Raw genomic sequence first — 20,735 nt, 5'->3', positions numbered from 1 at the left:
GTCCGAGGCTCGGCCGTCCCGACCGCAGAGCACGACCACATGACCGATTCCCAGCCCATCACCACCGGCGGGACCGGTCCGGGCTGCAGCAAGCGGGATCCCATCGTGATCGCCAAGAACGTGACGCGCAGCTTCGGCGGCATCAACGCCGTCGACGTCGAGCACCTCGAGATCCCACGACACAAGATCACCGCGCTGATCGGCCCTAACGGGGCCGGGAAGACGACGCTGTTCAACCTGCTCACCGGGTTCGACACCCCGAACAGCGGCGACTGGGAGTTCGACGGCAAGCCGCTGGCCAAGGTCGCCTCGCACAAGGTGGCCCGGATGGGCATGGTGCGGACGTTCCAGCTCACGAAGGTCATGGGCAAGCTCACCGTCATGGAGAACATGCGCCTGGGCGCCACGGACCAGCCGGGCGAGAGCCTCGCCCGGGCCCTGTTCAAGGGCATCTGGGGCGGCCGCGAGCGCGAGATCACCGAGCAGGCGGAGGTGCTGCTGGCGAAGTTCAAGCTCGACGCCAAGCGCGACGACTACGCGGCGTCCCTCTCCGGCGGCCAGCGCAAGCTCCTCGAGATGGCGCGGGCGCTCATGGTGCGGCCCCGGCTCGTGATGCTCGACGAGCCCATGGCCGGCGTCAACCCGGCCCTGACGCAGTCACTCCTCGACCACATCAAGAACCTCAAGGCCGAGGGCATGACCGTCCTGTTCGTCGAGCACGACATGCACATGGTGCGGCACATCGCCGACTGGGTCGTGGTCATGGCCGAGGGCAAGGTCGTCGCGGAGGGACCGCCCGACATCGTGATGAAGGACCAGGCCGTCATCGACGCCTACCTGGGCGCACACCACGACGTCGACCTCGGCGACTCCACGGGCATCGAGCGCCTCGAGGAGGAACTGGCCCACGACGAGGAGTCGGTGGTCGGCACCGAGAACGAGGGGATCCTCGGGCACGGCGTCACGGAGGTCGGCGGCGGAGCCTACGCCGCGGGCTCCGCACACAAGGACGAGGAGACCAAGTAATGGCTGAATTCGAGGGCGACTCCGTCGTCAAGGTCACCGACCTCGTGGCCGGGTACCTGCCCGGTGTGAACATCCTCAACGGCTGCAGCATCGAGGCCCGCCGGGGCGAGCTCATCGGCATCATCGGGCCGAACGGGGCGGGCAAGTCCACGCTCCTGAAGGCCATGTTCGGCCTCGTGAAGGTCCACTCGGGCACCGTCGTGGTGCGCGGCCAGGACCTCACGGGGCTGAAGGCCAACAAGCTGGTCAGCCGGGGCGTGGGCTTCGTGCCGCAGAACAACAACGTCTTCTCCACGCTGACCATCGAGGAGAACCTCCAGATGGGGATGTTCCAGCGGCCCAAGGACTTCAAGGAGCGCTTCGACTTCGTCGCGAGCCTCTTCCCCGAGCTGGGCAAGCGGAAGGCGCAGCGCGCCGGCTCGCTCTCCGGCGGCGAGCGGCAGATGGTCGCCATGGGCCGGGCGCTGATGATGGACCCCGCCGTGCTGCTGCTCGACGAGCCGTCGGCGGGCCTCTCCCCCGTGAAGCAGGACGAGACGTTCCTGCGCGTCCATGAGATCAACCGGGCCGGGGTCTCGGTGATCATGGTGGAGCAGAACGCCCGCCGCTGCCTGCAGATCTGCGACCGGGCGTACGTGCTGGACCAGGGCAGGGACGCCTACACGGGCACCGGGCGCGAGCTGATGAAGGATCCCAAGGTCATCCAGCTCTACCTCGGCACCCTCGCGGACACCGCCTGAGGTCCAGCCTATGCAGGCCTGAAGCGCAAGGGATGGGCGGGACCGGCAACGGTTCCGCCCATCCGCATGTCCGGGCCGATACGTTGGCAGGAGGGACGCCGGACGGCGCCCTCTCGAGGAAGGGCGGACTCATGGCAGGACTGGCCAGCAGCGCGATCGGCAAGGGCTTCGAGGTCCTGTTCCGCGGCATCAAGCACGTCCGGCGGCACCGCCCCATCCACTCGCGCGGGCTGAGGCTGGACGGGGCCGTGACCGTGCACGACCACGGGCTCTCCAGCGGCATCGCCTGGATCGACCAGCCGGGCGGGGGAACCGCCACGGCGCGCCTCTCGCGGTCCGCCGGGACCCCGGACGGGCTGCCGGACATCGTCGGGCTCGCGGTGCGCTTCCACCACCCGGAGGCCGGGCCTGCCCCGTCCACGTTCTCCGACATCCTGCTGTCCTCGACGGGCTGGTCGTTCCCGGGCCGCTTCGTGCTGGTGCCGAGACTCAGCATCTCCCGGGCCCCGCTGGGCACCATGATGCCCTACCGGGGCGATACCGGGCCCGTGGTGCTCGGAGCCCGGACGATCGCCCCGGCAGGCCTCCCCTCGTCCCTGCGCGGCTTCACGCGCTCACTGGGAGAGGCACCGTGGCAGCTCGGGCTCTACTTCGCCACGCCACGCGGCCGCTGGCAGCACTTCGGCACGCTCACGCTGCGGCTGAACCCCGACGCGGAGGAGAAGGACCTGCGGTTCGACGCCGTCCTGCACCCCCTCGCGGGCGCCGGGACCTACGAGTGGGCCCGGAAGGTGAGAGAGCCCTCCTACGCCCTCTCGCGGCGGGAGCCCGGCGACTCCCCCTGACCGCCCTGAACGCCAGAAGGCCCCGGCCGCACCTTCCGGGAGGAAGGGCGGCCGGGGCCTTCTGCTGTGCTGCTGCCGGCGCGGAGGCCGGCGGGGAGCCCTAGAGCTTGCCGACCTCGGAACGGCTCGGCTGGGGCTTGTTGTCGGCGTCGTACTTGTAGATACCGATGGCGGCCTCGGTGGGATCGCCCTTCTCGTCGAAGGTGACCGGCCCGGAGATGCCGTCGTAGTCGATGTCCTCACCGTTGCGCAGCAGGGTCACGCAGCCGGCGAAGTCGAAGCACTTGGTGCCGTCCTTGGACACGGACGCGAGCTGAGCGGCGATGGCGGTCCCCTCGACGCTCCCTGCGGCCTCGGAGGCGAGCGCGATGAGGTTCACGGCGTCGTAGCTCTCGCCGGAATACGCGAAGCTGTTCAGGGCGGGGTCGACCGTGGCGAGGGCCTCCTGGAAGCTGGAACCGGTGAAGGGGCCGGGGATGGTGCCCTGGGCGCCCTCGAGCGTCCCGGGCTCCAGGTCCTTGCTGTAGTCGGAGGTGTTGCCGTCGACCATGAAGATCGAGCTCGCCTCGACGCCCTTGGCGACGAGCAGCGGGACGATGCTCTTGGCCTCGTCGAAGCTGATCAGCACGAGTGCGTCCGGCTTCGCGGCGGCGATGGCGTCCACCTGGCTCGAGAACTGCGAGTCACCCGTGTTGAACATCTCGTTCGCGACGACCTGGCCGCCTGCACCCTCGACGGTCTCCTGGATGGTGCCCTGCAGTCCGGTGCCGTAGGCATCGTTCAGGGTGATCATGCCTACGGTCTGGGCGCCGCACTCCATGATGTAGTTGCCGAGCGTACGGCCCTGGAGGATGTCGGAGGGAGCGGTACGGAAGTACAGGCCCTTGTCGTCCCAGTCGGTGAACTCGGCCGCCGTGTTGGCGGGCGAGAACTGCACCACGCCGGCGCCGGTGATCTGGTTGATGACGGTCTTCGAGACACCCGAGGACGCGGCTCCGATGATCGCGCTGACGTCCTGCGAGAGCAGGTCCGTCACGGACTGGGTGGCGATGTCGGTGGTGGTGTCGCCGGAGTCGCGGTGGGTGATCGAGACCTGCTGGCCGAGGACTCCCCCGGCCTCGTTGACCTGGTTGACAGCGAGGTTGACGCCGGCGATCTCGGGCGGGCCGAGGAACGCGAGGGTTCCGGTGGTCGGCAGGATGGAGCCGAGCTTCAGCGGCTCAGGGCTCGTGGTCTTGCTGGCGGGGACGGCGGCGGGGTCGCCCTTCTCGCCCTGCTCCTCGCCGGCACCTCCCTCGCTCTCGGGGCATGCCAGCGCCGACGCTGCGGCTGCCGAGGTCGCGGTGCCGCTCTCGGTCTCGGCGGTCTCGCTCTCGGTGCCCGAGGAGCCGCCACAGCCGGAGGCGAAGAGCGCGATGCCAAGGCCCAGTGCCGCGACCTTCGCCGCTCGCGGGGCACTCTCCCCGATGCCGGAACGCACCGGGTTTCGTGTTGCAATCATTAATTAGTCTCCTCGACCGAAAGGCTCTCACTGCCTTTGATGCTGTTGCCAGGTGTTCCTGGCTTGTAGGAAAAGCTAATCCAAATTTGTGTCTGAGATAAGGGAATCGGGTTACATCCTTGTAACGCTCGTCACATGCGCCGCATCGGACCCTTGACAGAGGGCGCCGAGGATCCCGCTGGCCATCGGCTACGGAGGGCTGGGGTGGACGTGGCGCCATGGTGCCCCAGCAGGGACTCGAACCCTGACTGAACAGATTTTAAGTCTGCTGCCTCTGCCATTGGGCTACTGGGGCCGGCCGGACGCTCCAGCCTACCGCGGCCCGCGGGATGGCGTGTCGGCGTGAACGCAGAACGACGGCGACCCGGGCATGCGGTCGCCGTCGTTCTCGTGTACTGGTGCTGCCGGACGCCTAGGCCGACGCCTTCGCCGATGCAGCCTGGCCGGCCGGCGTCGGCGGCTGGCTCTGCAGCGCGGTGTCCTTCCTGGGCGGCGGGGTGGCCGCTTCACGGAACTGGCGCTGCGGCTCCTGCAGGTCGGACAGCGGGGCGAGGTCCCGGCCGAACAGGAAGCTCATGCTCCAGTTGATGATCACGCGCGCCTTGCGCTCGTACATCGGCATGGCGAAGCCGTGGTAGCCACGGTGGGCGAGCCAGGCCGGGAAGCCCTTCATGCCGAAGCCCATGATGTTCGCGACACCCTTGAACTGGCCGAAACCGGCGACGGCCCCGAGGTTGGTGTGGCGGTATTCCTTGACCTCGCCGACACCGTAGTTCGCGGCGAGGATGTTGGCTGCGAGCAGCTTCGCCTGGCGTACGGCGTGCTGGGCGTTGGGGACGCAGAAGCCTCCCACTCCCCCACCGGTCAGGTCGGGTACGGCCGCGACATCGCCCGCGGTCCATGCATGCTGAATGGGCCCGTCGTCGCCCGTGATGCGCAGTTCGGGGGTGGCGCGGACGCGGCCGCGCTCGTCCACGGGGAAGTCGGTGGAGCGGACCACGGGGTTGGCCTGGACGCCTGCGGTCCACAGGAGGGTGTCGGTCCCGAACTCGTCGGCAGGCGTCTTGTCCGGCATGTTGATGAGCTTGAGCGTGCCGTCGACGGCACTGGCGAGCGAGGTGTTGAGCAGGACCTCGATCTCGCGGGAGCGCAGGTGCTCCACGACCCACTCGGCCTGCTCGGCGGTGACCTCGGGCATGATGCGCCCCATGGCCTCGACGAGGACGAAGCGGAGGTCCGAACGGCTGAGGCGGGCATTGGCCTTCACGGCGTCGCGTGCCGCATCCTCCATCTCGGTGATGGCCTCGATGCCGGCGAAGCCGCCGCCGACGACCACGAAGGTCAGGGCGCGGTCGCGCTCCGGGCCTGCGGGCATCACCGAGCCGGTCTCGATGCGCTCGAGCATCCTGTCACGCAGGGCCACGGCCTCCTCGATGGTCTTGAGGCCGATGCCCTGGTCCTTCAGACCGTCGATCGGGAAGGTACGCGTGATGGAGCCGGCGGCGACGACGACGTCGGTGTACCCGAGCTCGAAGGGCTCTCCGCCGCCCGTGGGGGTGATGGCGGCGGTGCGGCCGGCGTGGTTGATCGAGGTGACCTTGCCCGAGATCAGCTCGGTCTTGCGGAGGTGCTTGCGGTGGGAGACGATCGCGTGACGCGGCTCGATGCTGCCGGCAGCCACCTCGGGGAGGAAGGGCTGGTAGGTCATGTAGGGCAGGGGGTCCACCAGCGTGACGATGCCGCCGTGGGCCTTGACCTGCTTCTGCAGCCTGTGCGCGACGTACAGGCCTACGTAACCGCCGCCGACGACGAGGATGCGCGGGCGGTCGGAGAAGTGTGGGTTCGATGCCATGCCACCGATGCTACCGGAGTTTGTGAAAATCTTCACTAGCTCCGGGAGGGCCCCGGAACATCCGGGGCGTCGGGCACGTTCGCGGCATCCCCGGCGTATTCGGACCGCCCACTGTCGTCCTCCTGGGAGGCCGCGGACCGTCCCACCCGCAGGACATGCACGGTCCCGCCCAGCAGCACCGCGAGCAGGAGGCCGCCGAAGCCGAGCACCACGTAGGCGGGCACGTCGCGTCCGGCGGCGCGGGGGTCCTCCGCCTGCGGCGCGGGGGGCGCCGGGATCACCTCGGGCGCGGGGGCCGGGGGCGCGGCCGGCGTCGGGGCGGGTGTCGCGCCGCCCCTCCGGTAGAGCTGGATCCACTCGGCCATGCTGCCGAGCTGGTTCTCCTGCGGCACGGCGATGTCTGCCCCGACGGCGGCGGCGACGTCGAGGATGCCGTAACCGTAGAGGGTGTCGAAACCGGGCGCGCCGGCGTCCCTGGCCGTGGCCACGATCCGGTTGACCACCTGTGCCGCCGAGAGCTCGGGGTGCCGGGCACGGATGAGGGCCGCGACGCCGGACACGAGGGGTGCGGCACCGGACGTCCCGGACCAGTCGGCGTACAGGCCGCCGGGCAGCCCTCCGACGAGGTTCTCGGACGGCGCGGCGACGGCGATGCTGATGCCCTCGCTGGACGCCTCTGCGCTCGCGACACCGGACCGGTCGAGCCCGGCGACGGCCAGCACCCCGGGGATGGTCGCGGGTGCCCCGACCTGCGCAAGGCCGCCCGCACGGTTGCCCGCGGCCGCGACGATGACGACGTCGTTCTGCTCCGCGTACAGGAAGGCGTCGTCCCAGCTCTCGGGCCAGGACGTGCTGGTGCTGCCGAGGGACATGTTGATGACGTCGGCGCCGTTGTCCACCGCCCAGCGGACGGCGTCCGGTACCTGCTGATCGACCGACACACCGGCCGGGTTGGGGCCGCTGGTGGGGCCCTCGATCCAGACGGAGACGGCGAGCAGGTCCGCCTTCGGCGCGACACCGACGATGCCGTCGGGGCCTTCGCCGTACGTGTCGGCCGTCGGTGCGCCCGACGGTCCGGGAGTGGGCCGTGCGGATCCCTGACCGGCGGTATGGCCACGCCCGGCGAGCAGTGTGCCGACGAGGGTGCCGTGGGCGGGGACCTCCCCGATGCCGCGCCGGCCCCCGGGGTCGCCCGCGCCGGAGGCGTCGGTGCCACCGACCACGGCGCCGGCGAGGTCGGGATGGGTCGCGTCGATGCCGCTGTCGATCACGGCCACGGTGACGCCCTCACCCTGCGTGCTCCTCCAGGCCTCGGTGATGCCGTAGTCCTCGAGCCAGTACTCCCTGTCGCGGACCTCGTCCGCGGCGGCGGGAACGGCCGTGGGCAGCAGGACGGCGAGGGCGACGGCGATCCCCGCGCCGGTCCGGACGGCCAGGGGCGCTCCGGTGCGCATCAGTTCACCGGACCCGGTCCGCGATGCTCAGCGCGATCCCGTCCAGGATGTCGTGCTCGCTGGAGACCGCGCTCGTGACGCGCCCGCCGGTGACGCCGGCGACATGCTCGACGACGCACTTCCAGATGAGGGCGCCCGCGCCGATCACGTCGACGCGGCCGGGGTGCATGTAGGGCAGCGCCGCGCGCGCCTCGCGGGGCAGGTGCAGGAGCTCCGACGCCGCTGCCGAGATCGCCGTGACGGGCAGCTCGGCGCCGTGGATACGCTCGGGCTGGTAGGTCGGCAGGTCGAGGGCATGAGCCGTCACGGTGGTGACGCTGCCGGCGACGCCGACGATCTTCGTGACGCGCTCGAGGGGCACCTCGGCCGCCGCCTCGGCGATGAGGCGCCGCACCTCGGCCTCCATCGCCTCGATCTGCCCGTCGGTGGGCGGGTCGTCCTGCAGGAAGCGCTCGGTGTAGCGCACGCAGCCCATGTCGGTGCTGCGGGCCGCAATGAGCCCTGCGGCGGTGCCCGCGACGAACTCCGTGCTTCCGCCGCCGACGTCGATCACGAGGACCGTCTCGTGTCCGGCCGTCGCCAGGACGCTGACGGCTCCGTCGAAGGACAGGCGCGCCTCCTCGTCACCGGAGATCACCTCGGGCTCCACCCCGAGGCGGGAGCGGATGCCGTCCACGAAGTCCTGGCGGTTCTCGGCGTCGCGCGAGGCCGAGGTCGCCACGAAGCGCAGGGGCGGGTTGCCGTGCTCCGCGATGAGTCCCGCGTACTCCTCCGCGGCGGCGAAGGTGCGGGTGAGGGCGGCCTCGGACAGTCGCCCGGTGGCGTCCACGCCTTCGCCCAGGCGCACCACGCGCATGAGCCGGACGACGTCGGTCAGGACGCCGTCCTCGCTGTCGGCGATCAGCAGGCGGATGGAGTTGGTGCCGCAATCGATGGCAGCTGTACGCATCAGGTCTCCTCGGTGGGTCCGGCGGGTGCGGCGTGTCCGGCAGCGCCACGGCGTGCCGCGCGCTTCGCCTCGAGCTCCTCGGGGCCGAGCCCCTGAGTCCTGGTGTGGCGGCTGAGGTCGGCATGGGGTGCTTGGCCCGTGGTGTCCCAGGCGCCCTCGCAGGAGCAGCGCTCCGGCGTCCACCATTCCGCGATGCGACCGATGGCCTCGTCGCCCAGCGGGTTGACGCCGGGGCCGGCGGCCAGGGCATGGCCCACGAGCACGTGCAGGCACTTGACGCGGGTCGGCATGCCGCCGGCGGACACGCCGTCGATCTCGGGGACGGGTCCCGTGCCCGCGCGTTCCCCGACCGCTGCGCGTGCCGTGAGGTACGCCTCGTGGGCGGCCCGGTAGCGGGCGCCGAGGTCCGGATCGGCGGCCAGCCGCGCGCTCATCTCGGTCATCACGCCCTCGGCCTCCAGGCGCGACACCGCCGCCGTGACGACGGGGTGGGTGAGGTAGTAGGTCGTGGGGAACGGGATGCCGTTCGACAGGCGCGGGGCGGTGGTCGCGACGAGCGGGTTCCCGCAGGCACACCGGGCACCGATCTCCACGACGTCCCGTACGGGTCGGCCGAGCTGCCGGCTGAGGACGTCGAGGTCGCGCTCACTCGGGGTCCTGGAATACCGGTCGTCGTGCTGGTCCTGCTGGGTCACGCTGTTCCTTCCTGGTACGCCACCTGCGGCGTACTGTCCGCGGCGGTCGCCCGCGCCGTCGTCCGACGTGCGGGAACTACCGCGCTGTCCACTCAGTCCGTCGCCGCCCGCTCGATCGAGCTCCAGAGGGAGTCGACCCAGGGCAGGTCGGACGGTTCCACGGGCGATCCCTCGCCCGTGCCCTGCTCGATGCCGTCGCCGCCCTTGACGAGGTACCGCGTCTCCCCCGGCATCACCAGGAAGATGCGCTCGCGCGCCTGCTGCTTGACGAATGCGGGGTCGTTCCAGCGCGCGAGCTCGGACTGATGGTCCGCCTGCTCCTGCTGCTGACGGGCGATGTCCGCCCGCAGTGCGTCGAGTTCGCCCTGTTGGTGGAGGTAGCGGCTCACCGACGGCGCCAGGAGGACGATCCCCGCGACGAGGACGACGGCGAGGGCCAGCAGCCGTCCCGAGAAGGACTTCGCCGGGATGGGCGTCGCCTCCTCGGCCGGCTGGATCGGGGACTGCACGCGCTTGGACCCGAGCCGCCCGCGCCGGATGCTGCCCGCCAGCTGCGACCGTTCGGCGGCGCGCGCCTCCGACGGCGACGACGGCACCGATCCGCCCGCACCGGCGCGTGACCCGGAGGCGATGGAGGGGCCGGCGACCCGCGGGTCCTTCGTGGCGGAGGGACCCACGACCCGCGGACCGGACGGCTTCCGTGGGGACGATCCGGCGGCGCGGGGCGGGACCTGCCCCGGGTGGGACGGGGCAGGCACGTGGCCGATCCCGTGGGAGCCGGACCCGGACGCCGCGGACTGGCCGGGGATCCGGGAGCCGTGCGCAGGGGGCGTGCCCTTGGCCGTCCCGGGAGCCGGCCGTTCCTCCGCCGCAGGCGTCGGACGGCCGGCTCGCGGCACGTTGGGGCGGCGGGCGGTCATGGTGCTCCTCGTCGGTACTGTCGCGTATGGTCGCGTCGGGTCCCTCGCGGGGCCCGTCTAACGAGGGTAGCCGCCCTCCGGATCAACTGCCGACGTACTACGCCGTGAAACGCGGGAAGGCGCTGCGGCCGGCGTAGCGTGCGGCGTCGTCGAGCTCCTCCTCGATGCGCAGCAGCTGGTTGTACTTCGCGACGCGCTCGCTGCGGGCCGGCGCACCGGTCTTGATCTGCCCCGCGTTGGTCGCGACGCAGATGTCGGCGATGGTGGTGTCCTCGGTCTCGCCGGAGCGGTGCGAGGTGATCGTCGTGTACCCCGCGCGCTGCGCCATCGAGATGGCGTCGAGCGTCTCGGTCAGCGTGCCGATCTGGTTCACCTTCACGAGCAGCGAGTTGGCCGTCCCGGTGGAGATGCCCTTTCCGAGACGCGTCGGGTTGGTCACGAACAGGTCGTCGCCGACCAGCTGCACCTTGTCGCCGATGGCCTCCGTGAGGTGCTTCCAGCCCTCCCAGTCGTCCTCGTCGAGGGGATCCTCGACGGAGACCAGCGGGTAGTCGCGGACGAGCTCCTCGAAGTAGGCGCTCATCTCCTGCGTGGTGAGGGACTTGCCCTCGAACTGGTAGGTGCCGTCCTTGTAGAACTCGGACGCGGCGACGTCGAGTGCGAAGGCGATGTCGGTGCCCGGGGTGTAGCCGGCACGCTCGACGGCGGTGGTGATGAGGTCCAGCGCGTCGCGGTTGGACGGCAGGTTCGGGGCGAAACCGCCCTCGTCGCCGAGGCCCGTGGCGAGGCCCTTCTCCTTCAGCACCGACTTGAGCTCGTGGTAGACCTCGACGCCCCAGCGGAGGCCCTCGGAGTAGGACTGCGCGCCGAGCGGCACGATCATGAACTCCTGGATGTCGACGTCGGAGTCGGCGTGCGAGCCGCCGTTGAGGATGTTCATGAGGGGCACGGGCAGTACGTGCGCGTTCGGGCCACCCAGGTAGCGGTAGAGCGGCAGGGCCGCGGACTCGGCAGCCGCGCGGGCGATGGCGAGCGAGACGCCGAGCATCGCGTTGGCGCCCAGGTTGGACTTGTTCTCGGTGCCGTCCAGATCGATCATCGCCTGGTCGATGGCGCGCTGGTCAGCGGCGTCGAACCCGAGGAGTGCCGGCTGGATCTGCTCGATCACGGCCTCCACGGCCTGCAGGACGCCCTTGCCGAGGTAGCGGTCCTTCTCGCCGTCGCGGCGCTCGTTGGCCTCGAACGCGCCGGTGGAGGCGCCGGAGGGGACGGCGGCGCGGCCGAAGGTGTCGTCGTCGAGCAGTACCTCGACCTCGACGGTCGGGTTACCGCGGGAATCGAGGATCTCTCGCGCGTGGATGGCATCGATGATGGCCATGGAACTGCTCCTCTTCGTTGGAGTGTAGGGATTCACATCGTGTTGGGACGTCTTTGTCGGAGCAACGGAGGTGGTGCTCCCAGCCTAGTTCACGCGCGTACCGGCGTGGGCTGGATCACCGGCGATGACGCCCCACGGGCTCACGGGCCGCCGGCAGCCTCCCGCTGGTAGTCGAGCACGGCACGGCGGAGGGCCCGTTCCGGGTCGACACCCGCGGCCAGTGCCCGCCGGGTCAGTGCCAGCAGGTCCTTGCCGAGCTCCTCCTCCATGGCCCCGTGGGTGGGTCCGTCGGTTGCTCCGTCCTCGGCCCCGACGGGCTCTCCCGCCCGCCGGAGGGTCTTGGCCGCGAGGGCCAGCGCGGGCAGGTGGTGCGGGATGCCCTCGAAGGGCGACGTGCGCGCGGGCCGCTCCCGCTGCTTGACGGCCTGCCAGGTCGCCACGATCTCGTCCACCGTCGCCGGGAAGGACCCGCGCAGGCCGCCGTCGGGCGTGAAGACGTGGGGGTTGCGGCGGACCAGCTTGGCCGTCAACCCGGCGGCCACGTCGGCGAGGCCGAAGGACCCCGCCTCGGCCTGCAGTTGGGCATGGAGGACCACCTGGAACAGCACGTCGCCGAGCTCGCCGCGCAGGTCCTCGAGGAGCGCCCGCGGCGGGTCTCCCTCAGCGCGGGCGACGTCGTCGACGGCCTCGTACAGCTCGTACGTCTCCTCCACGAGGTACTCGAGCAGGGAGGCGTGGTCCAGTGCCGCCGTCCACGGACAGTGCCGGCGCAGGAGGTCCACCACCTCGACGAGCCGCTCGACCGCCGCACCCGGGGCGGCACCCCGCGAGGGCACCCCGGGGGATGCGTCGGGCACGGGGTCGGTCAGGCCGACGCCTGGCGGGCGGCCGCGTCGAAGCTCTCCGCGACGTGGCGCGCCAGGGCGTCCCGGTCCTCGAGCGGCAGGAACGCGGCGTCGACAGCGTTGAGGGTGAGGTCCAGCAGGTCGCCGAGGTCGTACCCGAACGTGTCGATGAGGAGCTCGAACTCGCCCGTGAGCGTCACCCCGCTCATGAGCCGGTTGTCGGTGTTGACGGTGACCTTGAAGCCCAGCTGGTACAGCAGGTCGAAGGGGTGGGCGTCGATGGTCTCCCCGAAGGCCGCGACGGCCCCGGTCTGCAGGTTCGAGGAGGGGCACAGCTCGAGCGGGATGCCGCGGTCCCGGACCCAGGAGGCGATGCGCCCGAGGTTCGCGATCCCGACCTCCTCGTCGTCGTCCGGCCTGTCACCCGGCTCGTCCGACTCCTCGATCTCGATGTCCTCGGCGATCCGGACGCCGTGGCCGAGGCGCAGGGCCCGGCCGGCGACGAGGGCGTCCTGGATGCTGTCCAGGCCCGCCGCCTCGCCCGCGTGGATGGTCACGGGGAACTGCTCCGAGGCGAGGTACGTGAAGGCGCCGGCGAAGCGCGAGGGCAGGAAGCCGTTCTCGGCACCGGCGATGTCGAAGCCGACGGCGCCCCTGTCGCGGTGGCGGACGGCGAGCTCGGCGATCTCCTGGCCGCGGTCGGCGTGGCGCATCGCCGTGATGAGCTGGCCCACCTGGATGACGCGGCCGGCGGCGATGGCTGCTGCGGCGCCGGCCTCGAGGCCCTCCTGCACGGCCTCGACGGCCTCGTCGAGCGTGAGGCCCTGCTGCGTGTGCTGCTCGGGCGCCCAGCGCACCTCCGCGTACACGACGCCGTCGAGCGCGAGGTCCTCGACGAACTCACGGGCCACGCGGACGAGGCCCTCGCGCGTCTGCATGACGGCGATGGTGTGGTCGAAGGTCTCGAGGTAGCGCTCGAGCGATCCCGAGTCGGCCGATTCCCTGAACCAGGCCCCGAGCGACTCGGCGTCGGAGGCCGGAAGGTCGTGGCCGATCGCGGCGGCGAGCTCGAGGACGGTGGCCGGTCGCAGGCCACCGTCGAGGTGGTCGTGGAGCGAGATCTTCGGCAGGGTCTGGATGTCGATGGCGGCGGGGGCGGCATCGTTCGGGGAGGAGGTCACGCTGTTCAGCCTACGCGATGCACCTCACGGCAGGCCCGTCCCGCGGGCGGGCTCGGGCTCGTCCTGCAGCATCCCCGCGGGCTCCTCCTGCAGCGCCTCGAGGGGCTCCTCGAGGGTGGCCTGGAGGGGCGTGGAGCCACGCACGAAGGCGATCACGCGGTCGACGACGAACCCTATGACGACCGCGATCGCGATGGCCACCGCGACGCCGAGGAGGTGGTTGTGCTGGAACCAGGTGCCCGCGAGCGCCCCGATCCCGACCGAGTACCCGGCCCAGACCACCCCGGACAGCGCCGTGAGGGCGACGAAGCGCCGGTGCGAGTATCCCGTGGCGCCTGCTGTGAGGTTGACGGCCACGCGGCCGATCGGGATGAACCGCGCCACGAGGATCAGGGACGCCGCCCGCTTCGCGAGCTCCCTGCCCGCCCAGGCGAAGGAGCGCTGCGACCGGGGCCGCCGCATCCAGCGGAAGCGCGTGGTGCCGATCCCCCTGCCGAGGAGGTAGGCGATGTTGTCACCCAGGAACGCTCCGAGCGCTGCGACGAGGATGAGCAGCCACGGGTTGGGCACCCCCTGCGTGATGACGAGGGAGGCGAGGCCGACGACGACGGATTCGCTGGGGAACGGGGGGAAGAAGCCGTCCACGGTGCAGCACACGAAGACCAGGACGTACACCCAGGGCTGTTCGGCGGCCGCGAGCACGAAGTCGCTGATGCCGTTCAGTGCACTGATGATCGCGTCCATGCCGGCTCCTCCGCCGCTCCGCCCGCGCGACGGCCCACCGGTCATGGACGGGTGGCTCCCAGCACGGGATACGACGCCGGTGCCGCTGTTCCGGTCGAACCGCGATGCGCTGCCGTGCGTCTACCTCCGACGCTACCGGCGCCACCCATGCTAGGTCGTCGGCCTTCCGGCCGACAAGGATTCCGGCCCGTCTCACCCTCAGGGATGAGACGGACCATGGCCTTCCCCAGGGAGGACCCTGAGGACATCGTCAGGGCGATCCCGGCCGGCCCTGACGGACCACCGACGTTCGATCCTGCGTACAGCATCACCGCCCATCCTGTGCCGGGCGGTGGATCAGGAGGGGAGCCGACCGCACAATGGAGAGGGACGGACCCATCGCGCCCGTCGTACAGTCGGCCCGGCCGGGGGTGGAATGAAGAACCTACGACCTATGGCATGCCTCCTGGTGCTGCTGACCCTGATCGCTGCCACCCCGGTCCCGGCCGCGGCGGCGTCCGGTGCGTCGATCAGCATCCGTCCCTCCGCCGATCCGGCCGGCACGTCGGTCACGGTCACCGGAACCGGATTCCCGAAGAGGAGGATCGGGACCGTCACCGGCGGCACCCATCCCGTGCTCTTCCGGACGGACGCGTCGGGTCGCTTCGACATCAGGCTGTCCATGGCCGACACGACCGGACCGGCGGTGGTCGTCCGAGCCCTCTCGGGGGACGTGGGTGCCTCGGCGACGTTCAGGGTCCGCCGCCCCTCGCGGCCGCCCGGCACCACCTCCCTGCGCTTCGGAGTCGGGACACCCGGAGGTCCCCTGGCCTCCGCCGAACTCGACGAGGTCACAGCCCTGGCCGGGGAAGCACCCACGATCGTCCTCGCCTACAAGGACTTCCATCAGGCCCCGCCGATCACCGAACTCGATGCGGCGCGCGCCCGGGGAGCCGACACCCTGCTGACCTGGGAGCCCTGGGCATGGGGAGGCGGTAGGGATCAGCCCGCCTACGCGCTCGACCGGGTCACAGCGGGTGATTTCGATCCCTATCTGCGCCGGTGGGGCCACTCCCTCGCGGACTGGGGCCACCCGGTCCTGCTGCGATTCGGGCACGAGATGAACGGCGACTGGTATCCGTGGTCCGCTGGGGTCAACGGCAACACCCCCGATGACTACGTCGCGGCCTGGCGGCACGTCCACGAGACGCTCGCCTCGACAGGCGCGTCGAACGTCACCTGGGTGTGGAACCCGAATGTGCCCTATCGCGGATCCACGCCGCTGAGGGAGCTCTACCCGGGTGACTCCTACGTCGACGCCGTCGCCCTCGACGGCTACAACTGGGGCACCTCCGTGCCGTGGGGCACGTGGAAGAAGCCGTCCAGGGTCTTCGGCCAAGGGCTGTCCGAACTCCGGGCTCTCGCACCGGGCAAGGAGATCCTGATCGCCGAGACGTCCTCCGCCGAACACGGTGGCTCCAAGGCCGAATGGACCACGGAGCTGGTCGGCTACCTGGCGGCGCAGGACGACGTCACCGCGGTGGTCTGGTTCCACCTGGACAAGGAGACGGACTGGAGGATCGACAGCAGCAGCACATCAGCGGCCGCGCTGGCCGAAGCTCTCGCCACACGCCGGAAGGGGCGGGCGAGCCAGTCGGAGTCCGCCGGCGAGTGCACGGGGGTCTCTGCTACGGCGGTGGCCGCACCCCCGAGTCCGCCCGGCTGTCCGGTAGGGGACGATCCTGGGAGTAGCCACGCGACAGGACCCATGTGTTCGTGCCGTCCTGCCGTTCGAAGATCACCGTGGTCACCAGCGCCTGGATGAGTGCCAGTCCCCTGCCCGACTCGGCATCGTCCTCGGGCATGACCGGGACCATCCCGCCGTACGGCGGCTTGGCGTGCAGTGCACTGACGCGGGCCTCGAGCACGGTGTGCCGGACCGTGATGACGACGCCGAGCTTCACCGGCTCCTCCCCGACGGGCTCGGCGTGCTGGACGACGTTCGATGCTGATTCGATCACCGCCGTCGTGAAGGTCATGCGGTCGATGTCCTGGGTGAGGGGAACCTCCGACCACAGATCGTCCAGCATGTCGTGGACGGACTCGATGGCCTCCTCCCCGGCGGGTCCGAGGAAGTTGCGCGCAGCCAGCGCATCACTCATCGCCGAAGGCCTCCTCCACGGTGGCGTAGGACGTGAGCACCCTGTCCATGCTGGTCAGCTGCAGCACCATCTTGACCTGCGGGTGGACGGCTGCGATACGGAGGTCGCCGCCGGCCTGCCGGGTGGCCTTCAGACAGCCGATGAGCGCGCCGAGCCCGGAGGAGTCCATGAACGAGGTCTCCGCGAGGTTCACGACGATACGGTTGGAGCCCTTGAGGAGCACATCACCCACGAACTCGCGCAGCCTCGGCGCGGACACCATGTTCAGGCGACCACCGACCTTGACCTCCGTGTAGGAATCCCTGAGCTCGTAACTGAAATCCATCGGCATACACCTATCAAACGTCGGGTCCTGCTGATCGACGGCGTGCGCAGAGAGCAGGAGAGGCGGGTCACTCGTGAGTCCTCACCCCAAACTAACCCACGTCGCCGAAGATCACGCGGCGCGCCGTCGTCGGGGCGCGCCGCTCAGCGGTTCACCGCCTGCGACCCCTCCTCCTCGGGAACGTACCCGTCATACCGCACCGCTTTGAAGAGGACACTCAGCACGACGAGGTCGTAGACCACCCAGGCGACGTTCACGAGCGTGCCCAGTGGCTCGTTGAGTCCGACCGCCAGCCGGGCCAGCCCGACCACTGCTGCTACGGCGAGCAGGGCCATGGCGACGAGTTGCGGGCGGATCAGGTGCCAGTCGCGGCTGTTGCCCTCCTTGACCTTCGGCGTCACGGCGAATCCCAGGGGCCGGCCGAACCACACGTTGCGGGCGGCCGTGGTGCAGGCCTTGATCCAGGTGGGGAACAGCGCGAGGCTGTACTGCTGCCCCCGCCATGTCTTCGCTCCCCGTCCGGCGACCGCGAAGAGGATCTGGTTGACCACCATGAACGGGATGAAGCGGATGAAGAAGTCCGTGCTGAGGCTGGTCACGGGCAGGATGCCGAGGATCAGGTAGATGATGGGTGCAGCGATGTAGACGACCGCGGCGAAGCCCGACAGGTAGCTCCACATGGTGGCGAAGTACATCAACCGCTGGGTCCACTTCATCCCCCGCTTGGCGAGGGGGTTCTCCCGAAGCAGCACCTGGATGGTGCCCTGGGCCCAGCGCAGCCGCTGGGTCAGCATGGTCTTCAGATCCTCGGGGGCGAGGCCGATGGCGAGGATCTCGTGATGGTAGACGCTCTTCCATCCCATGGCATGCAGCCGCATGGACGTGGCCATGTCCTCGGTGACGGAGATCGTGGCCAGAGGCATGACCGGCTGCGCCTCCTCACCGCGCTCGATGGAGATCGCCTCCAGCACGGCCTGCACCGACTCCAGCGCACCGAGCGGGGACCACTGCCGGGAGGACAGTCCTGCCACCGCGATCTCGACCTCTTCGGGGCTGAGCGAGCCGGAGCCGGGTCCGAGACCCATGGCCTCGATCTCCGCCAGATCGGCCTGCAGCGCATGGACATCGGCAGCGACGAGCTTCTGGACGGCGGCATCGACCGTGCGGCGCAGGGTGTAGGTGATCTCGCTGTAGGACCGCCCCTCCTTGAGCCCGGCTGCCGCCCCGGCCGTTGCCCGTTCCACCTCGTCGAGCAGCTGGGCGACCATGGGGTCACGGGCCTGCTCCGACCTGCGGGCGCGACGGATCGCGGAGCGGGACCCCTTCAGGGCGGTGCGGATGTTCTTCTCGACCTCGTCCACGTACCCGACCAGGCCGAGCTGCATGAGCGCCTCCCTGCGCAGCAGTGCATTGGAGCCGCAGAAGAACGCCGCGTTCCAGCCGTCCTTGCCCTGCTGCAGCGGGCCGTAGAACAGGGGCGCCTGGCTCCCCAGAGGGTCGTCCTCGGGGACGTTGACGAACCACTGCGGCGTCTGGACCAGGGCCACCTTCCGGTTGTTGAAGTAACCCAGCGTCCGGTCGAGGATCTCGGGCTTGGGGATCTGGTCCGCGTCGAGGATCATCATGAACTCGCCGTCGGTGGCCATGAGGGCGTTGTTGAGGTTGCCCGCCTTGGCATGTCGGGGACGGTCCGCCCAGTCGGCGCTGCGGGTCAGGTAGCCGATGCCGTGCTGCTCCGCGGCCTCCCGCAACTCGGTCCGGCTGCCGTCGTCGAGGATCCACGTCCGGTGCGGATACCGGATGCGCTGCGCCGCGAGGGCCGTCTCGAGGACCATCTCGATGGGTTCGTTGTACGTGGTGATGAACACGTCCACGCCCAGGCCGGGGGCTGCCGGCGGAGGCGTGCGCTCCCTGGTCCGCCACACCGTCAGCCCGAAGAGGCACACGTCGACGAGGCTGTAGGTCTCCGCCAGCACCAGCGGCACCGCGATCCACCAGGCCGACCAGTTCAGCGACTCCAGCCAGCGCCACGCCACGTAGTTCACCCCGAAGATCACGGTGAGCAGGACGAGCAGGCGGAGCAGGAATTGATGCACGTCATTCCTCCAGGTGTGCGTCCGGTGGGGACTCGGCGGCAGCTGTTCGTGCCACATGAGGCGCATGGTGCATCTGTGGTACGAGGATCACCCTAGTTCAGCTCGGCGTTCACCCGCACGGGTCAGGCTGCGTCGACACGAGTTCCGCGTAGCTCGACGTCCGAGCGAGGTACTCCCGGACCTCCCGGAGCGGGGGCTGGCGGTCGACGAGAACTGACACCCGGATGTTCTTCCGGGCCCCGCTCCGGACCGCCAGGAGCCACGTCCTAGGCGATGCGGTCGAGGATGAGCTGCTGCGCGGGCCGGGAGCCCTCCGGGGCGATCACGACGGCATCGGCGAGTGCCTCCCGCGCGCGGTCGAACTTCTCCGGCGTGTCCGTGAGGAGCGTCATCAGCGGCTCGCCCGCACGCACGGTCGCGCCGGGCTTCGCGTGCAGGCGTACACCGGCTCCCACCTGCACCTGGTCCTCCTTGCGGGCACGGCCGGCGCCGAGACGCCAGGCGGCCACGCCGACGGAGAGGGCGTCCAGGCCCACGAGGACGCCGTCGGCCGGGGCGAGGACGACCTCGGACTCCTTCGCGACCGGGAGCGTGGCCCGCGGGTCGCCGCCCTGCGCCTCGATCATCCGGTTCCAGACGTCCATGGCGCGTCCGTCCTTCAGTGCCGCGGCGGGGTCGGCGTCGTGCACGCCCGCGCAGGCGAGCATCTCCTCGGCGAGGCGCACGGTGAGCTCGACGACGTCGGCCGGGCCGCCGCCGGCGAGGACCTCCACGGACTCCTCGACCTCGATGGCGTTGCCGGCGGTGAGGCCGAGCGGCGTGCTCATGTCCGTGAGCAGGGCCACGGTGTTGACGCCGGCGTCGAGGCCGAGGGCCACCATCGTCTCGGCGAGTTCACGCGCCTGGGTCACGTCCTTCATGAATGCGCCACTGCCCACCTTCACGTCCAGGACCAGCGAGCCGGTCCCCTCGGCGATCTTCTTGCTCATGATCGAGGATGCGATGAGCGGGATCGCCTCCACCGTGCCGGTGACGTCGCGCAGGGCGTAGAGCTTCTTGTCCGCGGGGGCGAGCCCTGTCCCGGCGGCGCAGATGACCGCGCCCACCTCGGCGAGCTGGCGCAGCATGTCCTCGTTGCTGAGGTGCGCCTGCCAGCCGGGGATGGACTCGAGCTTGTCCAGCGTGCCGCCGGTGTGGCCGAGGCCGCGGCCCGAGAGCTGGGGAACGGCGACACCGAAGACGGCGACGAGCGGGGCCAGGGGCAGGGTGATCTTGTCGCCCACGCCGCCCGTCGAGTGCTTGTCGCTCGTCGGGCGGCCCAGGGAGGAGAAGTCCATGCGCTCCCCCGACGCGATCATGGCGGCCGTCCACCGGGAGATCTCGGCACGGTCCATGCCGTTGAGCAGGATCGCCATGTTGAGGGCCGCCATCTGCTCGTCGGCGATGGCACCGCGCGTGTAGGCGTCGATGGTCCAGTCGATCTGCTCGGGCGTGAGGGTGCCGCGGTCGCGCTTGGTGCGGATGATGTCGACGGCGTCGAAGGCTTCGGTCATGGGGGATCCTCGGGTTGTTCGGATGGTGGAAGGGGGGCACAGCCCGGACGGCCGCGCCCCCGCAGCTCAGGTACTCAGGTCAGGTGCTGCGGCCCGAAGGCGTCGGGGAGGACCTCGTCCATGGTGCGGATGCCGCTGACGGTCATCAGCACCATGTCGGGTGCCCGGAACTCGTACAGCAGCTGGCGGCAGCGCCCGCACGGCATGAGCGTGTTGCCCTCGCCGTCCACGCAGCTGAAGGCGCGGATGCGTCCGCCGCCGCTCATGGCGAGCGCGCTGACGAGGGCGCACTCGGCGCACAGCGTCAGCCCGTAGGAGGCGTTCTCCACGTTGCAGCCGGAGATGATCCGGCCGTCGTCGAGCAGTGCCGCCACACCGACGGGGAACTTCGAGTACGGGACGTACGCGCGCTTCATGGCCTCCGTCGCCGTGGCGGCGAGGGTGTCCCAGGGGATGGCCGTCTCGGCGGTCTGGGGATCTGTCATGGCTG

Annotated in this window: 18 protein-coding genes, 1 tRNA gene and 1 pseudogene; 4 read left to right on the top strand and 16 right to left on the bottom strand. The window is 70.4% G+C overall.

Annotated features, from left to right (window positions below):
* The first annotated feature begins 39 nt into the window (after nucleotides 1-39).
* The 3 genes from CI785_RS06890 (at nucleotide 40) to CI785_RS06880 (ending at nucleotide 2,611) form a co-directional block, all read left to right on the top strand.
* Nucleotides 40-1,026: an ABC transporter ATP-binding protein gene (locus CI785_RS06890; RefSeq protein ID WP_105031632.1), complete on the top strand. Its 987-nt coding sequence runs from the start codon at nucleotides 40-42 to the stop codon at nucleotides 1,024-1,026.
* Complete coding sequence (locus tag CI785_RS06885; RefSeq protein ID WP_105031353.1) at nucleotides 1,026-1,766, top strand: ABC transporter ATP-binding protein; 741 nt, start codon at nucleotides 1,026-1,028, stop codon at nucleotides 1,764-1,766. The genes CI785_RS06890 and CI785_RS06885 overlap by 1 nt, the downstream gene beginning before the upstream one ends.
* Nucleotides 1,767-1,897: 131 nt before the next feature.
* A complete protein-coding gene (locus tag CI785_RS06880; RefSeq protein ID WP_105031352.1) occupies nucleotides 1,898-2,611 on the top strand; it encodes a hypothetical protein in 714 nt (237 codons plus the stop codon).
* 100 nt (nucleotides 2,612-2,711) lie between these two features.
* Here the strand turns inward: CI785_RS06880 and CI785_RS06875 are convergent, their stop codons facing one another.
* From CI785_RS06875 to CI785_RS06825, 11 genes are all read right to left on the bottom strand, one after another.
* A complete protein-coding gene (locus CI785_RS06875) occupies nucleotides 2,712-4,112 on the bottom strand; it encodes an ABC transporter substrate-binding protein (RefSeq protein ID WP_105031351.1) in 1,401 nt (466 codons plus the stop codon).
* A gap of 219 nt (nucleotides 4,113-4,331) precedes the next feature.
* Nucleotides 4,332-4,407, bottom strand: a tRNA-Leu gene (locus tag CI785_RS06870).
* A 117-nt stretch (nucleotides 4,408-4,524) separates the two neighbouring features.
* The gene (locus CI785_RS06865; RefSeq protein WP_105031350.1) at nucleotides 4,525-5,964 is read right to left on the bottom strand and encodes an NAD(P)/FAD-dependent oxidoreductase; all 1,440 of its coding nucleotides are present in this window, start codon (nucleotides 5,962-5,964) and stop codon (nucleotides 4,525-4,527) included.
* Between the two features lie 35 nt (nucleotides 5,965-5,999).
* Nucleotides 6,000-7,418, bottom strand: coding sequence for a S8 family serine peptidase (locus CI785_RS06860; protein ID WP_105031349.1), 1,419 nt, complete (start codon nucleotides 7,416-7,418; stop codon nucleotides 6,000-6,002).
* Nucleotides 7,419-7,422: 4 nt separating this feature from the next.
* Entirely contained in the window at nucleotides 7,423-8,370 is a 948-nt protein-coding gene (locus CI785_RS06855; RefSeq protein ID WP_105031631.1) for a Ppx/GppA phosphatase family protein, read from the bottom strand.
* Nucleotides 8,367-9,062: a DUF501 domain-containing protein gene (locus CI785_RS06850; RefSeq protein ID WP_105031348.1), complete on the bottom strand. Its 696-nt coding sequence runs from the start codon at nucleotides 9,060-9,062 to the stop codon at nucleotides 8,367-8,369. The genes CI785_RS06855 and CI785_RS06850 overlap by 4 nt, the downstream gene beginning before the upstream one ends.
* A 92-nt stretch (nucleotides 9,063-9,154) precedes the next feature.
* On the bottom strand, nucleotides 9,155-9,982 hold the full coding sequence (locus CI785_RS06845; protein WP_105031347.1) for an FtsB family cell division protein: 828 nt from the start codon (nucleotides 9,980-9,982) through the stop codon (nucleotides 9,155-9,157).
* Between the two features lie 97 nt (nucleotides 9,983-10,079).
* The gene (gene eno, locus CI785_RS06840) at nucleotides 10,080-11,360 is read right to left on the bottom strand and encodes a phosphopyruvate hydratase (RefSeq protein ID WP_105031346.1); all 1,281 of its coding nucleotides are present in this window, start codon (nucleotides 11,358-11,360) and stop codon (nucleotides 10,080-10,082) included.
* Nucleotides 11,361-11,500: 140 nt separating this feature from the next.
* On the bottom strand, nucleotides 11,501-12,217 hold the full coding sequence (locus CI785_RS06835; RefSeq protein WP_240615052.1) for a MazG nucleotide pyrophosphohydrolase domain-containing protein: 717 nt from the start codon (nucleotides 12,215-12,217) through the stop codon (nucleotides 11,501-11,503).
* An 8-nt stretch (nucleotides 12,218-12,225) separates the two neighbouring features.
* A complete protein-coding gene (locus CI785_RS06830) occupies nucleotides 12,226-13,386 on the bottom strand; it encodes an adenosine deaminase (protein ID WP_105031345.1) in 1,161 nt (386 codons plus the stop codon).
* Nucleotides 13,387-13,410: 24 nt separating this feature from the next.
* Complete coding sequence (locus CI785_RS06825) at nucleotides 13,411-14,109, bottom strand: DedA family protein (RefSeq protein WP_105031629.1); 699 nt, start codon at nucleotides 14,107-14,109, stop codon at nucleotides 13,411-13,413.
* Between the two features lie 436 nt (nucleotides 14,110-14,545).
* Between CI785_RS06825 and CI785_RS17695 the strand changes: the two are divergent.
* Nucleotides 14,546-15,442 (top strand): annotated as a pseudogene (locus CI785_RS17695) (glycoside hydrolase family 26 protein); the annotation flags it as partial.
* Nucleotides 15,443-15,797: 355 nt separating this feature from the next.
* Here CI785_RS17695 and CI785_RS17485 read toward each other — a convergent pair.
* The 5 genes from CI785_RS17485 to CI785_RS06795 form a co-directional block, all read right to left on the bottom strand.
* Entirely contained in the window at nucleotides 15,798-16,271 is a 474-nt protein-coding gene (locus CI785_RS17485; protein WP_105031343.1) for an ATP-binding protein, read from the bottom strand.
* Nucleotides 16,264-16,596 (bottom strand): STAS domain-containing protein, encoded by a 333-nt coding sequence (locus CI785_RS06810; RefSeq protein ID WP_105031342.1) that lies wholly within the window; start codon nucleotides 16,594-16,596, stop codon nucleotides 16,264-16,266. The genes CI785_RS17485 and CI785_RS06810 overlap by 8 nt, the downstream gene beginning before the upstream one ends.
* Nucleotides 16,597-16,739: 143 nt before the next feature.
* A complete protein-coding gene (locus CI785_RS06805) occupies nucleotides 16,740-18,692 on the bottom strand; it encodes a glycosyltransferase (RefSeq protein ID WP_105031341.1) in 1,953 nt (650 codons plus the stop codon).
* A 266-nt stretch (nucleotides 18,693-18,958) separates the two neighbouring features.
* Nucleotides 18,959-20,245, bottom strand: coding sequence for a thymidine phosphorylase (locus tag CI785_RS06800; protein ID WP_105031340.1), 1,287 nt, complete (start codon nucleotides 20,243-20,245; stop codon nucleotides 18,959-18,961).
* 74 nt (nucleotides 20,246-20,319) lie between these two features.
* Nucleotides 20,320-20,730 carry a cytidine deaminase gene (locus CI785_RS06795; protein WP_105031339.1) on the bottom strand — a complete coding sequence of 137 codons (411 nt, stop codon included), beginning with the start codon at nucleotides 20,728-20,730 and terminating at the stop codon, nucleotides 20,320-20,322.
* Between the last annotated feature and the right edge of the window lie 5 nt (nucleotides 20,731-20,735).

Source organism: Arthrobacter ruber (assembly GCF_002954225.1).
GTDB lineage: Bacteria > Actinomycetota > Actinomycetes > Actinomycetales > Micrococcaceae > Arthrobacter_D > Arthrobacter_D ruber.
The sequence above is the reverse complement of the archived record's forward strand: the minus strand, read 5'-3'. Positions and strand labels throughout refer to the sequence as shown.

Excerpts from the sequence above, each read along its gene's own strand:
- CI785_RS06890 (WP_105031632.1), top strand. The coding sequence starts at position 40 with ATGACCGATTCCCAGCCCATCACCACCGGCGGGACCGGTCCGGGCTGC.
- CI785_RS06885 (WP_105031353.1), top strand. The coding sequence starts at position 1,026 with ATGGCTGAATTCGAGGGCGACTCCGTCGTCAAGGTCACCGACCTCGTG.
- CI785_RS06880 (WP_105031352.1), top strand. The coding sequence starts at position 1,898 with ATGGCAGGACTGGCCAGCAGCGCGATCGGCAAGGGCTTCGAGGTCCTG.
- CI785_RS06875 (WP_105031351.1), bottom strand. The coding sequence starts at position 4,112 with ATGATTGCAACACGAAACCCGGTGCGTTCCGGCATCGGGGAGAGTGCC.
- CI785_RS06865 (WP_105031350.1), bottom strand. The coding sequence starts at position 5,964 with ATGGCATCGAACCCACACTTCTCCGACCGCCCGCGCATCCTCGTCGTC.
- CI785_RS06860 (WP_105031349.1), bottom strand. The coding sequence starts at position 7,418 with ATGCGCACCGGAGCGCCCCTGGCCGTCCGGACCGGCGCGGGGATCGCC.
- CI785_RS06845 (WP_105031347.1), bottom strand. The coding sequence starts at position 9,982 with ATGACCGCCCGCCGCCCCAACGTGCCGCGAGCCGGCCGTCCGACGCCT.
- eno (WP_105031346.1), bottom strand. The coding sequence starts at position 11,360 with ATGGCCATCATCGATGCCATCCACGCGCGAGAGATCCTCGATTCCCGC.
- CI785_RS17485 (WP_105031343.1), bottom strand. The coding sequence starts at position 16,271 with ATGAGTGATGCGCTGGCTGCGCGCAACTTCCTCGGACCCGCCGGGGAG.
- CI785_RS06810 (WP_105031342.1), bottom strand. The coding sequence starts at position 16,596 with ATGGATTTCAGTTACGAGCTCAGGGATTCCTACACGGAGGTCAAGGTC.
- CI785_RS06800 (WP_105031340.1), bottom strand. The coding sequence starts at position 20,245 with ATGACCGAAGCCTTCGACGCCGTCGACATCATCCGCACCAAGCGCGAC.
- CI785_RS06795 (WP_105031339.1), bottom strand. The coding sequence starts at position 20,730 with ATGACAGATCCCCAGACCGCCGAGACGGCCATCCCCTGGGACACCCTC.